This window comes from Cobetia sp. 10Alg 146, from assembly GCF_029846385.1.
Classification (GTDB): domain Bacteria; phylum Pseudomonadota; class Gammaproteobacteria; order Pseudomonadales; family Halomonadaceae; genus Cobetia; species Cobetia marina.
Genome location: NZ_JARWKT010000003.1, coordinates 214,866 through 228,450 on the forward strand (window position 1 = coordinate 214,866; position 13,585 = coordinate 228,450).

The window sequence follows — 13,585 nt, forward strand, 5'->3', positions numbered from 1 at the left end:
GTGAGTGCCGGCGTGAGTGCCCGCGCGATCCCAAGAGCCAGCACACGTCAGCTGACACTGCCTGCGACCTTGGTCAAAGCGCATGATGATAACCTTTACGTTAACGTCAACTTTACTCTAGAGTGATTCCAGAGCCACCTCAGGCGGGCTGTCACTGACGAATCTCCCACCGCCTGCACCGGCCATGCACACTGCCTCGCCTGTCGCGTGGCTGCACGCACAGTCAAGACGCTCGAAGCGCTTCTCATCTCATCGCTGCAAAGGATGCCCGCTCATGCACAGCCTCTATACGCCGCTGGATTTCGGACTCGACGAGACACACACCCTGCTGCGTGAGCAGATCAATGCCTTTGCCCGCGACGAGATCGCACCACGCGCCGCGGAGATCGACGCCAGCAATGCCTTCCCCGATGACCTGTGGCAGAAGTTCGGCGACATGGGCCTGCTGGGCATCACCGTCCCCGAGGAAGATGGCGGCAGTGGCATGGGCTATCTGGCGCACTGCATCGCCATGGAAGAGATCTCGCGGGCCAGTGCCTCGGTGGCGCTGTCCTATGGGGCCCACTCCAACCTGTGCGTCAACCAGATCAAGCTCAACGGCAGCGCGGAGCAGAAGGCGCGCTACCTGCCCAGGCTGATGAGCGGTGAGCATGTCGGTGCCCTGGCGATGTCAGAGCCCGGCGCAGGCTCGGACGTGGTCTCGATGAAGCTCAAGGCCGAGAAGCGCGGTGACCACTACGTGCTCAACGGCAACAAGATGTGGATCACCAATGGCCCGGATGCCCACACACTGGTCGTCTATGCCAAGACCGACCCGGACGCCGGCTCCAAGGGCATCACCGCCTTCATCATCGAACGCGACTTCCCCGGCTTCTCCACCGCGCAGAAGCTCGACAAGCTGGGCATGCGCGGCTCCAACACCTGCGAACTGGTCTTCCAGGACTGTCAGGTGCCGGCCGAGAACGTGCTCGGCGAGGTCAATCGCGGCGTGAAGGTCCTGATGCGTGGGCTGGACTTCGAGCGCACCGTGCTCGCCGCCGGCCCCATCGGCATCATGCAGGCCTGCATGGACATCGTGGTGCCCTATCTGCATGAGCGCCGTCAGTTCGGCCAGGCGATCGGCGAGTTCCAGCTGGTGCAGGGCAAGATTGCCGACATGTACACCACGCTGAATGCCTGCCGCGCCTACCTCTACGCCGTGGCCGGCGCCTGTGATCGCGGCCAGACCTCGCGCAAGGACGCCGCCGGCGTCATTCTCTATTGCGCCGAGAAGGCCACCCAGATGGCGCTGGATGCCATCCAGCTGCTGGGCGGCAATGGCTACATCAACGAGTACGCCACCGGCCGTCTGCTGCGCGATGCCAAGCTCTACGAGATCGGTGCCGGCACCAGCGAGATACGCCGCATGCTGATTGGCCGCGAGCTGTTCAATGAAAGCGCATGACGCCCCACACCATCCGTTTCCCTTCGCTGATGGAGCTGCCGCATGGCCATTCTGACCTCCCTGATCAATCCGCGTAGCGACCAGTTCCGTGCCAATCATGCCGCGATGCAGGCCGAGGTCGAGCGCCTGCACCAGCTGCTGGACGGCGTCGCCGCCGGTGGTGGCGACAAGGCCCGCGAACGCCACGAATCGCGCGGCAAGCTGTTCGTGCGGGAACGTATCGACCACCTCATCGATGAGGGATCACCCTTCCTGGAGCTGTCGGCGCTGGCGGCGCATGACGTCTATGACAGCCCGGTGCCCGGCGCGGGGCTGGTCACCGGCATCGGCCGCGTCAGCGGTGTGGAATGCGTCATCGTCGCCAACGATGCCACCGTCAAGGGCGGCACCTATTTTCCGCTGACGGTGAAGAAGCACCTGCGCGCCCAGGAAGTGGCCCGCAAGCATCGCCTGCCCTGCCTCTACCTGGTGGACTCCGGTGGCGCGCATCTGCCCCATCAGGACGAGGTCTTCCCGGACCGGGATCACTTCGGCCGCATCTTCTACAACCAGGCGACGCTCTCCGCCGAAGGCATTCCGCAGATCGCCGTGGTGATGGGCTCATGCACCGCCGGTGGCGCCTACGTTCCGGCGATGGCCGATGAATCCATCATCGTGCGCGAGCAAGGCACCATCTTCCTCGCCGGCCCGCCGCTGGTGAAGGCGGCCACCGGCGAGGACATCAGCGCCGAGGCACTCGGTGGTGCCGAGGTGCACTGCAAGATCAGCGGCGTGGCCGATCACTTCGCCGACAATGACGCCCACGCCCTGCAACTGGCACGGCGAGCCGTCTCGCGCCTCAACTGGCAGCGCAAGGGGCAGCTCGCGCTGCGCGAATCCCGCCCACCTCGGCTGGACCCCAACGAGCTCTACGGCATCGTCGGCACGGACCTCAAGAAGCCCTATGACGTGCGCGAAGTGATCGGTCGGCTGGTGGATGATTCGGACTTCGATGAATTCAAGCGCTACTACGGCGAGACACTGGTGACCGGCTTCGCTCACCTGCACGGCCATCCGGTGGGCATCATCGCCAACAACGGCGTGCTGTTCTCGGAAAGTGCCGTCAAGGGCGCCCACTTCATCGAGCTGTGCGCCCAGCGCAAGATTCCGCTGATCTTCCTGCAGAACATCACCGGCTTCATGGTCGGCTCACGTTACGAGCACGAGGGCATCGCCAAGCACGGTGCCAAGCTGGTGACGGCGGTGGCCTGTGCCAGGGTCCCCAAGTTCACGGTGCTGATCGGCGGCAGTTTCGGCGCCGGCAACTACGGCATGTGTGGCCGCGCCTACGACCCCAACCTGCTGTTCATGTGGCCCAACGCACGCATCTCGGTGATGGGCGGCGAGCAGGCGGCCAACGTGCTGGCCCAGGTCAAGTATGAGCAGCATGCGCGGGAGGGCCGCGACTGGCCGCAACAGGCACAGGAGGACTTCAAGGCACCGGTGCGCGAACAATACGAGCATCAGGGCCACCCCTGCTATGCCAGCGCCAGACTCTGGGACGATGGCGTGATCGACCCGCTGCAGACCCGCGACATTCTCGGCCTGTCACTGGCCGCCGCGATGAATGCCGAGATAGAGGAGAGTCGCTTCGGTGTCTTCCGCATGTGATTCGCTCAACCAGAGAGACGCCCTGACAGCCGACTCATTGGATGAATGATGATCCATTGGCTAACTGATTGGACAAGGTGACGATGACTGAATTCTGCCGACTCGAGATCGACAAGCGCGGTGTCGCCACTCTGACCCTGGCGCGCCCCGAGGTGCACAACGCCTTCGATGACCGGTTGATCAAGGCGCTGAACGGCCATCTGACGCACCTGCACGCCCTGGCGAGTCAGGGCGAGGTACGCGTGATGGTGCTGGCCTCCGAAGGCAAGAGCTTCTCGGCCGGGGCCGACCTCAAGTGGATGCAGCGCATGGTCGAGTATTCGCGCGAGGATAACCTTGCCGATTCCCGGGAGCTTGCCCGCCTGATGCAGCTGCTCGATGAACTGCCCTGCCCCAGCGTGTGCCGCGTGCAGGGGGCCACCTTCGGCGGCGCCGTGGGTCTGGCGGCCTGCTGCGACATCGTGCTGGCGGCCGAACGCGCACGCTTCAGTCTCTCCGAGGTGCGCATCGGCCTGGCACCGGCGGTGATCAGCCCCTACGTGCAGCGCGCCATCGGCATGCGCCAGATGCGCCGCTATGCACTGACCGCGGAAGTCATCGATGCCCACACCGCCCACCAGCTGGGGCTGGTGCATGACGTGTGCAGTGATGAATTGCTGGAGGCGCGCGTCGCCGACATGGTGAGCACGCTGCTGGCGACCTCGCCCGAGGCCAGCCGCGCCACCAAGGCCCTGCTCGCCGAGGTGGCCGTCGCCGACGACGACACCCGGCGTCAGACACGCTGCTGTGAGGTGATCAGTCAGCTGAGGGTCAGTGAACAGGGACAGGCTGGACTGGCGGCATTCTTCGCCGGGACTCGCCCGCCCTGGGCGCCATCCGACGACGACAGCGCATCATCATGACGCGCCCTTCATCGACTCGCGGACAACGTCCTGAGCCACCCTCGGTCTTCTGCTGAGACACGCCTTGCGACCGCCCCCTTTTTCCACTTCGCCACGGGATCTTGCCATGAACGTCAATCGCGATACTGAACAGCGACTGCCCACCGGTTGCGGTGAGATCCGCAAGCTGCTGATCGCCAACCGAGGTGAGATAGCGGTCCGCGTGATGCGCACCGCTCGCGCCATGGGCATCCAGACCGTTGCGGTCTACTCCGATGCCGATGCCAATGCCCTGCACGTGCGGGAAGCCGACGAAGCCGTGCGCCTCGGCCCTGCCAGCGCCAGGGAGAGCTATCTGGATGTCGACAAGGTCATCGCGGCAGCCCGCCAATGTGGCGCCGATGCCGTGCACCCGGGCTATGGTTTCCTGTCCGAGAATGCCGGCTTCGTGCGCGCCCTGGCCGAGGCCGGACTGATCTTCGTCGGCCCGCCGGAAAGTGCCATCGCGGCCATGGGCGACAAGTCGGCCGCCAAGGCGCGCATGCAGGCCGCCAGCGTGCCGTTGGTGCCCGGCTATCACGGCGATGACCAGAGTGACGCGCTACTGCAGTCCGAAGCCGACCGCATGGGCTACCCGGTCTTGATCAAGGCCTGCGCCGGCGGTGGCGGCAAGGGCATGCGCGTGGTCGAGCAGGCACGGGAATTCCAGGCAGCACTGGACAGCTGCCGACGCGAATCCCGCGCGGCCTTCGGCGACGAGCGCATGCTGCTCGAGAAATATCTGACCCAGCCGCGCCACGTCGAGGTTCAGGTGTTCTGTGACAGTCATGGCAGTGGCGTCTATCTGTTCGAGCGCGATTGCAGTGTCCAGCGTCGTCACCAGAAGGTACTGGAAGAAGCCCCGGCACCCGGCCTGACACCGGCACTGCGCCGCGAGATGGGCGAGGCCGCGGTACGCGCCGCACGGGAAATCGGCTACGTCGGCGCCGGTACCATCGAATTCCTGCTCGATGCCCCGCAGCCCGGCAGCGAAAGCCATGGCGCCTTCTACTTCATGGAGATGAATACTCGTCTGCAGGTCGAGCATCCCGTCACCGAGATGATCACCGGCGAGGACCTGGTCGAATGGCAACTGCGCATCGCGCGTGGCGAGCCACTGCCCCGCCAGCAGGATGAGCTTGAGCTCAAGGGTCACAGCTTCGAGGCGCGGCTCTATGCCGAGGACCCCGACAACGACTTCCTGCCTGCCACCGGTCTGCTGGAACGCTTCCGACTGGATCTCATCGGCGCCGGACTTGCCGGTGCCGAGGTCGAGAGCGCGCAACAGGCCTCCGGCTCGACGGCCCTCAAGGTGCGTCTGGACAGCGGCGTCGCCGAGGGCGATGACGTCTCGATGCATTACGACCCGATGCTGGCCAAGCTGATCACCTTCGGCCCGAGCCGTGAACAGGCACTCGATGCGTTGCTGCGTGCCCTGGCGGCGCTCGAGATCCGTGGTGTCACCACCAACCGTGCCTTCCTGACGCGACTGGCGGCGCATCCGGATTTCCGCGCCGCCCATCTGGATACCCGCTTCATCGAGCGTCACCACGCCAGTCTGTTTCCGACGCCTGAGCTGGACCCCGGCACGCTGGCGACGAGTGCCCTGCTGGCCCTGGCACGCCTCAATGACAGCGATGACGCGTCTGACTCGTCCGCGCCGACCCAGCCCGCCAGCCCCTGGCAGCGCCGTGATGGCTGGCGCAATGGCACGCCCCACCAGGTGACGTTGGCGTTCTGCCTGCCCGGGGACGCCGAATGCGAAGAACATAGCGACAAGGTGGCCCAGGTCATCGCTCGCCGCCCGCGTGCCTCGGGCGGGCCCGCGAGCGTGAACGACGCCCCTGTGCCTGCCTCGGGCTGGCAGATGGAAGTGAGCACCCACTCTCACGGGAAGCGCCAGACGACAAGCCTTGATGGCCACCTGTCGCGTCTTGCCGGCAATGCCATCGCCGTGACGCTGGACGGGCACCGTCGTCGCTATCAGGCCAGTCACGCCCCGGCGCGTGGCGGCGAGCTGCTGGTGCTGACCTGCGCGCAGAGCAGCGACGCACTCCCGTCCGAGTCGCGCCTGCTGTGGCGCCGCGCGGACGCCGTCGACCACGCGCAGCATGAGACCCAGGCGACCCTCAACGCCCCGATGAATGGCACCGTGGTCGCCCAGCTGGTCGAGGCTGGCGTCGCGGTGACGGCCGGCACGCCCTTGATGGTGATGGAGGCCATGAAGATGGAGCACACCATGAATGCGCCCGCCGATGGTCAGGTCGCGCAGTTCCACTTCCGTGCCGGCGACAGCGTCACCCAGGGTGACGTGCTGCTGGAATTCACGGCTGACGACGCCAAGGAGTGAGTGAGCATGCACTTTCCTGACAGCGTACGTATCGTTGAGGTCGGCGCGCGTGATGGCCTGCAGAACGAGCCCGGCCATGTCGATACGACGACCAAGCTGGAACTGATCCGGCGCCTTGCCGACTCGGGCCTGCGCCATGTCGAAGCCGCCAGTTTCGTCTCCCCCCGCTGGGTACCCCAGATGGCGGACCATCGCGAGATCATGCTGGCACTGGCCGAGCATGACACCCGCGGAGTGACCACTTACTCCGCCCTCACTCCCAATCTCAAGGGGCTGGAGACGGCGCTTGAGTGTGGCGTGCGTGAGGTGGCGGTGTTCGGTGCGGCCAGCGAGTCCTTCTCGCAGCGCAACATCAACTGCTCGATCGCGGAATCTCTCCAGCGCTTCGCCCCCGTGATGGCGCGTGCAGCGGCAGCCGGCGTGCGTGTGCGCGGCTACGTGTCCTGCGTGCTGGGCTGCCCCTATGAGGGCGAGATCGCCCCTGAGCAGGTCGCGGCGGTCGCGCGTGAGCTGCGTGACATGGGCTGTCATGAAGTCTCGCTGGGGGACACCATCGGCACCGGCACCCCGCTCAAGGCCAAGCAGATGCTGGAGCGCGTCAGCCGCGAGGTGCCGGTCGAACGCCTCGCCGCCCACTTCCACGACACCTATGGGCAAGCGCTTGCCAACCTCTACGCGGTGATGGAAGAAGGCATCGCGGTGATCGACAGCTCGGTGGCCGGGCTGGGGGGCTGTCCCTATGCCAAGGGGGCCTCGGGCAATGTCGCCACCGAGGATGTGGTCTATCTGCTGCAGGGAATGGGCATCGACACTGGCGTGGATCTGGCACGCTTGGCCGCGACCGGCGACTGGATCAGCCGCAAGCTCGGGCGCCCCAATGGCTCACGCGTCGGCCAGGCCCTGATGGCGAACGGCTGATGGCGAGCGGGGAAGGTTGCCGTCGGAATTGCGACCAAGCGCCGCAGCAGCGGGCCATCTGCCCGCAATCGGTGTAGGCTTGCCGGCTTCCGCGCACCGCTTGAGCCCGATGCGCGCCTTTCCATCGCATGTCCTTGCCTTGAGCGCCGCGCCCCCCGCAGGTGCACGACACAAGCGGGACAGACTTCAGGACACCGAGATGAGCGCCCTCCCCAACTGCCCGGCCTGCAATTCCGAATTCACCTACGACGACGGCATGCAGTTCGTCTGCCCGGAGTGTGCCCACGAGTGGTCCAAGGAGGCCGTCGTCGAGGACACCGGGCCGGTCTATCGTGATGCCAACGGCAACGAGCTGGTGGATGGCGACACCGTCACCGTGATCAAGGACCTGAAGATCAAGGGCACCTCCTCCGTGGTCAAGGTCGGGACCAAGGTCAAGAACATCCGCCTGATCGAAGGGGACCACGACATCGACTGCAAGGTGGATGGCGTCGGCCCGATGAAGCTCAAGTCCATGTTCGTGAAGAAGGCCTGAGCGGTTCGAGTGCCTCTGGCGACACCAGAGAAGCGTCATGAGCCATGAACCTTGAATAAAGAGCCATGAACCATGAACCATGAAGCCCCGCCAGAGTCTGCTCTGGCGGGGCTTCATGCGCTGATGCTCCAAGACACCCGCTCTCGCCGGGGGTCCGTGAGCACTCACTGCTTGGGAGTCGGCTTGTCCAGGGGCGTGACGTTGGAAATCTCGATCAGCCGTTGCCCACCCACCTTGAATTCGAAACGACCGCTGATCTGGACTTCGCGCCCGAGATAGGCACCGATGCGTTCGGGGGGATGCAGCTCGATACGCTGCTGCCCGGCGCCTTCCAGCCAATAGCGCTCCGGCACCTGCTCACTGCGTATCCTGCCCTGCACGGCCACCTGCTCGCCCTGCCAGGCCTCCGAGTGCTCGAGCAGCGTGGTGACACTGGCAGGGCGCGGCGCACCCAGCTCGTCACAGCCGCTCGCCAGCGCCAGCAGCATCGCCACGCCCACCATCAGTCCGCGTTGCCTGTGATCCTTCATGTTCGTTCCTCATGTCGCTGCCCATTTCCCGTGATGGGCAGCGCTCCTGAAAATTCGGGGATGGCGTCTTTCAGGCAATCCTGTCGCGCAGGGGTTCCCGTCCCCTGACACGGCCAGACGACGGATCACCACTCGCGAGGGGGTAAATGCGAAGTTCCGAATACTTCAGTACCAAGTGTGACAGCTGTTAGACGAAGCGATAAGTCGCCAAGGCGGACAGACCAACAGAATCAGCCAGTCTCATCAGGTCGTCGCGTCTGCCACGGGGCACTCGACCAGTAGCTGGCATGATGGCAATGTCTCGTCACGTCATGCTTTCGCATGCCCCGCTTGTCATCCTCTCGATCAGGACACAGGTCAGGGTCGCCATGTCGAAGGCCGGCGCCACGTCGGAAACGACGTGGCAGACCCGGCAGGACGAGAGACCATGAAGGACATTCCCCACCCAGAACGCAAGAGACTTCACGATGATGACACGCAAAGTGGCCTATATCACCGGCGGTGCCCAGGGAATCGGACGCGGCATCAGTGACTACCTGCTCGCCCATGGCTGGCGAGTCGCGGTGGTGGATATCGACGCCCGGGCGGGCGAGCAGTATCTGGCGAGTCACGCCGCGACCCACGGCGAGCCGGACAGCCTGCGCGTCGAGGCCGTGGATGTGCGCAATGAAGACGCCGTCGCCGCCAGCATCGCGGCCACCTGCCAGGCCTTCGGGCGCCTGGACGCCGTGATCAACAACGCCGCGATCGCCGACCCCTTCCAGGGCAAGCTCGAGGAACTGTCCCTTGAGCGCTGGCATCAGGTACTGGATACCAGCCTGACCAGCAGCTTCCTGACCGCCAAGCACGCCGCGCGCCATCTGCGCGAGACCGGCGGCAGCATCGTCAATCTGGCCTCCAGCCGCGCCCTGCAATCCGAGCCGGATACCGAAGCCTACGCCGCCAGCAAGGGCGGAGTCGTCGCCCTCACCCACGCCATGGCGATGAGCCTGGGGCCGGAGATTCGCGTCAATGCGGTCAGTCCGGGCTGGATCGATGCAAGCCACCTGCAGAAGGACGGTGAGGCGGAGTCGCTGAGTGACGAAGACCACGCCCAGCATCCCGTCGGACGCGTCGGCCATGTCGATGACATCGCCGCGCTGGTGGCCTTCCTCATCTCGGAAAAGGCCGGCTTCATCACCGGTCAGAATCATGTCGTCGATGGCGGCATGACCCGCAAGATGGTTTACGCCGACTGATAAGACAACGCCGACTGATAAGACAACGCCGACTGATACGACAAGGCCGACTGAGACGACAACGCCGACTGATACGACAACGCCTGACGCGATTGCACGTCAGGCGTTGTCAGTTCTTGAGCTGCGTCCGGGTTTCCCTGAACGCTCAACTGCGGACTTCTCTCGCGCGGGCCGTGGTCACACCGCGTGCGGTGCCAGCCACTGCTTGAGCTGACCGGCCTGCATCACGCCGGATTCGCGCGCCAGCTCCTTGCCCTGCTTCATCACCAGCAGCGTCGGAATGCTGCGGATGCCGAAACGACCAGCCAGCGCCTGCTGGGCTTCGGTGTCGATCTTGGCGAAGCGCACGCGGGTGCCCATCTGCGCCGCGACCTCATTGAAGATCGGCCCCATCATCTTGCACGGGCCACACCAGCTGGCCCAGAAGTCGATGACCACCGGCATTTCACTGCGCACTACCAGGGCCTCGAAGTTGTCGCTGGTCAGTTCCAGCGGCTCCTTGGGCAGTACGGCGGCGCTGCACTTGCCGCAGCTGGGGTTGTCATCCAGACGCGCGGTGGCCACACGATTGAGAGCGAGACATTGCGGACAGGCCAGCACGAGGGATTCAGACATGATCGGACTCCAGAGAAATGGGGATGCGGCGCGCTGCGCTGACGGCTCAGCGTCAGACGCGTACCGATAGCGCAGATCATACGACTCGTGGACCGATAAGCAATTGAAGCATCTTATCGCCCTGATTGGCTGGCTGTATCAGCCGCTCACGGGCTGGCATCTGCCCCCTCGGGATATTCCCTCATCGGCGACACGGGCCCTGCCAGTCATGGCAGGGCCCGTGTCGTTCATCCCCCGTGTGCCCCATGCCGTCAGGTCACACGCTGGCCAGCCCGAACTTGATGCACAGCGTCACCAGCACCAGCAGGAAGAGGGTTTCCACCACCATCAGGATCACCGGCTTCCAGCCCACCACCGCCAGCTTCTGAAACGACGTCTTGACGCCCAGCGCGGCAATCGCCGCCACCAGACACCAGCGTGAGAGGTCGGTGAAGCCTTCCACGGCGACGCTCGGCACCCAGCCGAGGCTGTTGATCAGCACCAGAGCCACGAAGGCGATCAGGAAGGTGGGGAACATCGGCACCTTGCCCCCCTCATCGCCATTGGCCTGGCGTGCACTGCGAAACAGCAGCATGAAGACCATCACCGCCGGTACCAGCATCGCCACGCGCAGCAGCTTGACGAAGGTGGAGACATCGCCGGTGTGCTCGGAAATGATGTAGCCCGCCCCCACCACCTGGGCCACGTCGTGGATGGTGCCGCCGAGGAAGATGCCGGCCTCGGTATCCTCAAGCCCCAGCAGCCGCACGATCAGCGGATAGGTGATCATCGCCACGGTCGAGAGGGTCGTCACCCCGACCACGGTCATGATGGTGTGACGCTCACTGGTGGCGTTGCGCGGCATCACCGCCGACAGCGCCAGCGCCGCCGAGGCTCCGCAGATGGCCACCGAGCCACCGGTCAACAGCCCCATGTCACGGTCCAGCCCCATCACGCGCGCCAGCAGCGCGCCGAACACGATGGTCGCCACCACCCCGAGCACCACCGTGATCACCGGGCCAACACCGAGACTTGCGACCTGCTCCAGCGTGATGCGCACGCCCAATAGCGCCACGCCGAGGCGCAGTACCGTCTTGGAGGCGAACTCGATCCCCGCCTTGCAGGGTCCGTCCTCGGAGAGAAAGTGCAGCGACATGCCGAACAGCAAGGCATACAGCAGCGTCGGGCCGCCGTAATGATCGGCGATGAAGGTGGTCGCCAGCGCGATGAGGATGCAGATCAGCAGGCCCGGCATGATGATGCGCACGCGCCCTTCCAGATTCCGCAACAGACGGGTAGGCGGTGTCGATGTGTCGTGAAGTGATGAGCTGTCGTGATTGGCCACGCGAATATCCCATGAAAAGGCAAGCAGGATGGCAGGGCCTGAGCCCTGCCCTGGAAGATGACAGATGCCGGTACCTGCTAGCTCGCCTGCGCCATCTCGCGCTGAGCCGCCTTGATCATGTCAGCGGCCTTCTCGGCGATCATGATGGTCGGGGCATTGGTGTTGCCCGAGACGATCACCGGCATGATCGAGGCATCGACCACCCGCAACCCGTGCAGGCCATGCACTCGCAGCGCGTCATCCACCACCGCCAGCGGGTCGTGGCCCATCTTGCAGGTCCCCGCCGGGTGATAGATGGTCTGGCTGAACTGGCGCGCGGCCTCCAGCAACTCCTCGTCACTCTCGTACTGCACGCCGGGCACGTACTCTTCGCTGATCACGGCGGCCAGCGGTGCCGCCCGGGCGATACGCCGCGCCACCTTGATGGCGTCCACCACCACGCGGCGATCTTCCTCGGCACTGAGGTAGTTGGGCTGGATGGAGGGATAGACGCTGGCATCCGCGCTGGTGATGCGCACATGGCCGCGGCTGTGCGGACGCAACTGGCATACGGACGAGGTGAACGCCGAGAACGGATGCACGCCATCGGCGGGCTTGTCGGCACTCAGCGGCTGCATGTGGAACTGGATATCCGGGCGTGTCAGCCCCTCGCGTGACTGGGTAAAGGCACACACCTGGCTGGCCGCCAGGGTCAGCGGGCCGGTGCGTGTGAAGAGGTACTGGGTGCCGACCGCCAGCTTCTTGATCGGGCTGCGCACTTCATCATTGAGGGTGCGGCACTGGGTCTTGAACACCAGCCGCACCTGCAGGTGGTCCTGCAGGTTTTCCCCGACGCCCGGCAGCGCATGCAGGCATTCCACCCCGACACTGGCCAGATGCTCAGGGTCCCCGATGCCGGAGCACTGCAGGATCTGCGGACTGCCGATGGCGCCGCTGGACAGCACCACTTCGCGCTCCGCCCGCGCCGAGCAGACATTGCCCTTCACCTCGTACTCGACCCCGACCGCGCGCTTGCCTTCCAGCAATACCCGACGGCAGTGAGCATGCTTGACCAGCGTCAGATTGCTGCGCGTGAGCGCCGGACGCAGGAATGCCTTGGCCGTGCTGCAACGCAGGCCCCGATACGTGGTCTGCTGAAAATAGCCCACCCCCTCCTGACGCTCGCCATTGACGTCCTGGTTGAGCGGAATCCCCGCCTCCACCGCAGCCTGGATGAAGCGCTCGGCGATCTCTCGCTTGAGGCGCAGATCCGAGACATGCAGTGGGCCATCCGCCCCATGCCACTGGTTGGCCCCCCGCGCCTGGCACTCCGACTTGCGGAAATATGGCAGGACCGACTGATAGTCCCAACCTTGATTGCCCTCGGCGGCCCAGTCGTCGTAGTCCTCGCGCTGGCCACGAATGTACAGCAGGCCATTGAGCGAACTGGACCCCCCCAGCACCTTGCCGCGCGGCCATTGCAGCCGACGACCATTGATGCCGGCATCCGGGTCGGTCAGGTAGCACCAGTCGGTGGCGGGGTTGTGCATGGTCTTGAAATACCCGACCGGCACATGGATCCACGGATTCCAGTCCGAGCCACCCGCTTCCAGCAGCAGCACCTTGATGGAAGGGTCTTCGGTGAGACGATTGGCCAGTACGCAACCGGCGGAACCCGCCCCGATCACGATGTAGTCATAGAAGGCTTTGGCGTCTGCATTGGCGTAACGTGTTGTTTTCATTATTTTCTCAACCATATTGAGACATATTGTCTCGTAATCATGGTATCGAAAGCATGTTTCGTCAAATACGAAACAAAACGTCTCGTTTATTTTGCCAAAGCACAAGAACTGCCCTACATTGAGATTTGTCTCGCGCCGGCAAGGGATGTGAAACGCCCCCCGAAGCGGAACCGAACCGGGACCGAAGCGGAACCGAAGCGGAACCCAGTCACACGCTCGCTTTTGTCACGTGTGAAAAGACACCACAAGAAAAAGACGCCAACAGGTGTCATGACGCCAGGGAACACCAGATTCCACTGCGTTCAGCCCAGACTGCATCCCACCACAAAAGCAAACACAA

General features: G+C 64.5%; 11 protein-coding genes. 7 read left to right on the plus strand and 4 right to left on the minus strand.

What is annotated here, in order from left to right:
* The first annotated feature begins 274 nt into the window (after nt 1-274).
* From QD172_RS06955 to QD172_RS06980, 6 genes are all read left to right on the plus strand, one after another.
* Nucleotides 275-1,444 carry an isovaleryl-CoA dehydrogenase gene (locus QD172_RS06955; protein ID WP_077374848.1) on the plus strand — a complete coding sequence of 390 codons (1,170 nt, stop codon included), beginning with the start codon at nt 275-277 and terminating at the stop codon, nt 1,442-1,444.
* Nucleotides 1,445-1,486: 42 nt separating this feature from the next.
* Entirely contained in the window at nt 1,487-3,094 is a 1,608-nt protein-coding gene (locus QD172_RS06960) for a carboxyl transferase domain-containing protein (protein ID WP_077374851.1), read from the plus strand.
* Between the two features lie 83 nt (nt 3,095-3,177).
* The gene (locus tag QD172_RS06965) at nt 3,178-3,996 is read left to right on the plus strand and encodes an enoyl-CoA hydratase-related protein (RefSeq protein WP_279855327.1); all 819 of its coding nucleotides are present in this window, start codon (nt 3,178-3,180) and stop codon (nt 3,994-3,996) included.
* A gap of 106 nt (nt 3,997-4,102) precedes the next feature.
* The gene (locus tag QD172_RS06970; RefSeq protein ID WP_279855328.1) at nt 4,103-6,364 is read left to right on the plus strand and encodes a biotin carboxylase N-terminal domain-containing protein; all 2,262 of its coding nucleotides are present in this window, start codon (nt 4,103-4,105) and stop codon (nt 6,362-6,364) included.
* 6 nt (nt 6,365-6,370) lie between these two features.
* Complete coding sequence (locus tag QD172_RS06975) at nt 6,371-7,282, plus strand: hydroxymethylglutaryl-CoA lyase (protein ID WP_279855329.1); 912 nt, start codon at nt 6,371-6,373, stop codon at nt 7,280-7,282.
* A gap of 199 nt (nt 7,283-7,481) precedes the next feature.
* Nucleotides 7,482-7,817 carry a zinc ribbon domain-containing protein YjdM gene (locus QD172_RS06980; RefSeq protein WP_077374863.1) on the plus strand — a complete coding sequence of 112 codons (336 nt, stop codon included), beginning with the start codon at nt 7,482-7,484 and terminating at the stop codon, nt 7,815-7,817.
* A 164-nt stretch (nt 7,818-7,981) separates the two neighbouring features.
* On the opposite strand, the gene QD172_RS06985 is transcribed toward QD172_RS06980, so the two are convergent.
* Nucleotides 7,982-8,347 (minus strand): hypothetical protein, encoded by a 366-nt coding sequence (locus QD172_RS06985; protein ID WP_077374866.1) that lies wholly within the window; start codon nt 8,345-8,347, stop codon nt 7,982-7,984.
* 467 nt (nt 8,348-8,814) lie between these two features.
* Between QD172_RS06985 and QD172_RS06990 the strand changes: the two genes are divergently transcribed.
* Complete coding sequence (locus tag QD172_RS06990; RefSeq protein ID WP_279855330.1) at nt 8,815-9,585, plus strand: SDR family oxidoreductase; 771 nt, start codon at nt 8,815-8,817, stop codon at nt 9,583-9,585.
* Between the two features lie 177 nt (nt 9,586-9,762).
* Here QD172_RS06990 and trxC read toward each other — a convergent pair whose 3' ends face one another.
* The 3 genes from trxC to QD172_RS07005 all read right to left on the minus strand — a co-directional run bounded on the left by trxC (nt 9,763) and on the right by QD172_RS07005 (nt 13,245).
* Entirely contained in the window at nt 9,763-10,200 is a 438-nt protein-coding gene (gene trxC, locus QD172_RS06995; RefSeq protein ID WP_043331344.1) for a thioredoxin TrxC, read from the minus strand.
* Between the two features lie 256 nt (nt 10,201-10,456).
* A complete protein-coding gene (locus tag QD172_RS07000) occupies nt 10,457-11,446 on the minus strand; it encodes a putative sulfate exporter family transporter (RefSeq protein ID WP_255303127.1) in 990 nt (329 codons plus the stop codon).
* A gap of 155 nt (nt 11,447-11,601) precedes the next feature.
* Entirely contained in the window at nt 11,602-13,245 is a 1,644-nt protein-coding gene (locus QD172_RS07005; RefSeq protein ID WP_077374875.1) for a choline dehydrogenase, read from the minus strand.
* Nucleotides 13,246-13,585 lie beyond the last annotated feature (340 nt).

Excerpts from the sequence above, each read along its gene's own strand:
- QD172_RS06955 (WP_077374848.1), top strand. The coding sequence starts at position 275 with ATGCACAGCCTCTATACGCCGCTGGATTTCGGACTCGACGAGACACAC.
- QD172_RS06960 (WP_077374851.1), top strand. The coding sequence starts at position 1,487 with ATGGCCATTCTGACCTCCCTGATCAATCCGCGTAGCGACCAGTTCCGT.
- QD172_RS06965 (WP_279855327.1), top strand. The coding sequence starts at position 3,178 with ATGACTGAATTCTGCCGACTCGAGATCGACAAGCGCGGTGTCGCCACT.
- QD172_RS06970 (WP_279855328.1), top strand. The coding sequence starts at position 4,103 with ATGAACGTCAATCGCGATACTGAACAGCGACTGCCCACCGGTTGCGGT.
- QD172_RS06975 (WP_279855329.1), top strand. The coding sequence starts at position 6,371 with ATGCACTTTCCTGACAGCGTACGTATCGTTGAGGTCGGCGCGCGTGAT.
- QD172_RS06980 (WP_077374863.1), top strand. The coding sequence starts at position 7,482 with ATGAGCGCCCTCCCCAACTGCCCGGCCTGCAATTCCGAATTCACCTAC.
- QD172_RS06985 (WP_077374866.1), bottom strand. The coding sequence starts at position 8,347 with ATGAAGGATCACAGGCAACGCGGACTGATGGTGGGCGTGGCGATGCTG.
- QD172_RS06990 (WP_279855330.1), top strand. The coding sequence starts at position 8,815 with ATGATGACACGCAAAGTGGCCTATATCACCGGCGGTGCCCAGGGAATC.
- trxC (WP_043331344.1), bottom strand. The coding sequence starts at position 10,200 with ATGTCTGAATCCCTCGTGCTGGCCTGTCCGCAATGTCTCGCTCTCAAT.
- QD172_RS07005 (WP_077374875.1), bottom strand. The coding sequence starts at position 13,245 with ATGAAAACAACACGTTACGCCAATGCAGACGCCAAAGCCTTCTATGAC.